Consider the following 1,871-nt stretch of genomic DNA (forward strand, 5'->3'; position numbering starts at 1 on the left):
CTGCAGCGCCAGCCACCCGCCGACGGCGATGTTGGCCACCAGCGACACCTGCGGCAACGCCTGCAACGCCGGCTGGAAACGCGCGTTGAGCTTCGCCGAACGCATCCGCAGGGCGTAAAGGCCGCGGGAGAGCGAATCGAGCTCGTCGACTTCGCGCGTCGACTGCGCGAAGGCCTTGACCACGCGCACGCCCGTGACGGTTTCCTCGACGTGCGTGGCGACGTCGGCGGCCTTCTGTTGCGCCGTCCACGTCGCGGCGTAGAGCGCGGAGCGGGATTTCAGGGCAATGGCGACCACCGCCGGGATCACCGCCAACCCGACCAGCGTCAGGGGCAGTGACAACATGAGCATGACGCCGACGGTGAGGAAGATCTTCAGCACCGACCCCAGCGTCAGCGGCAGCATCGCCAGCATCCCCTGGATGCCCTGCAAGTCCGAGATCGACCGGGAGACGACCTGCCCGGTGCGGACGCGGTCCTGCGCCGGGCCGTCGAGCGCCTGCAACGCGGTGAGCAAGCGGACGCGCAGATCGTGCTGCACGTCCAGCGACAGCACGCCCGCGGTGAAGCGGCGGACCACCTGCACCAGGAAACGCGCCACGCCGACGCCGACGAACACCGCGATGACCGCCGCCAACGGGGCCATGCCGGAAAACACGGACGCCGACGCGCCGCCGCCGCCCTGGCCCGTGGCGACGTCGATGGCGTCGCGCGTCAGCAGTGGGGTGATGGTCTCCAGGACGGTGAGCAGCGCCGTCGACGCGACCACCGCCGCCAGCGGCCCCGGGTGCCGCAGGCAGGAACGCCAGATGGCGCGCGCCGGGCGACTCGGGGACGTGACGGCGGAATCGGACATTTAGGCGCCGGCGCCCTTGCCGGAATCCTTGCGGGAGTCCTCGCCCGTGTGGTCGTCCTTGCCGCCGATGGCGCCGAAGGACAGGGGGATCTTGGGCAGGGAGAAACCGGCCTTCTTGACGTCGTCGTCGGAAAGCTCGAGCGAGTCGGGCCACGTCGCCGGAATGGGGCCGAGCGCCAGGCGGGCGCGCTCGAGCAGGGTCTTGCCGATCTTGCGGTTCGCGCCCGCGCCGACGACCGCGCCGATGCCCATGGGCATGAGCTTGCCCACGATGGCCAGACGCGCCGACTTGGCGATGCGCTTCTGCGCCTGCTTGATCAGCACCTTGTTCAGGCCGCCGAGCTGCGGGATGCCCAGGCGCGCGATCAGCGACGCGGCCGGATCCTTCTCCGGCGCCTGCTTGCGCAGCGGCTCGTCGCCCATGGCCGCGGCGACGAGCGCCGTGCCGGAGGAGCCCATCAGCGTGACCAGCACGAGGCTGCGGCGGCGCTCTTCCTCCTCGATGTCGATGCCGCGCAGTGACGCCGACGCCAGGGTGTACCAGGCGGCGATTTCGAGGAACACGACCGACTCCAGCGCCACGGCGCCGAGGCCGGTGACGAATCCGACGCCCGGGATGACCGCCGCACCGCCGGCCGCGCCGCCCGAGCCGGTGACCAGGGCGAGGAAGTGGTCGTCGATGCGCTGCTGGATCTGCGCGGGCGTCTCGTGCGGCTTGCGCGCGTGGAGCTGGCGCACGTAGCCGGAGATCGCGGAGGTCTGCCACCCCATCGCGGTGTCCAGCGCCTTGATCAGCATGCGGCCGGCGACGCCGGTCTCCTCCTGCAGCTTCTTCGGGTCCGAGCCGACGGCGTCGGTGAGGAAGCCGCCGTCGCGCGGGGCGCTGTCGACGCCGATGGGGCCGTTGCCGTTGGCGGCGTTCTTGTCGGCGTTGCGGCCGGCGTTGTTCTTGTCGGCGTCGTCCTTGCCAAAGAATCCGAACATGTGGGGTCCTCCTCGTGCGTCGGCGCGCCGTC

At 71.1% G+C, this 1,871-nt stretch carries 2 protein-coding genes; both read right to left on the reverse strand.

The genetic code is table 11. From position 1 onward, the window contains the following. The coding region (locus tag GX015_RS09020) for an ABC transporter ATP-binding protein (RefSeq protein ID WP_291344523.1) at positions 1-855 on the reverse strand (855 nt) is incomplete at its 3' end. Beyond that, a complete protein-coding gene (locus GX015_RS09025) occupies positions 856-1,839 on the reverse strand; it encodes a hypothetical protein (protein WP_291344525.1) in 984 nt (327 codons plus the stop codon). Between the last annotated feature and the right edge of the window lie 32 nt (positions 1,840-1,871).

It is taken from the genome of Corynebacterium sp. (genome assembly GCF_012837295.1).
Taxonomy (GTDB): Bacteria; Actinomycetota; Actinomycetes; order Mycobacteriales; family Mycobacteriaceae; genus Corynebacterium.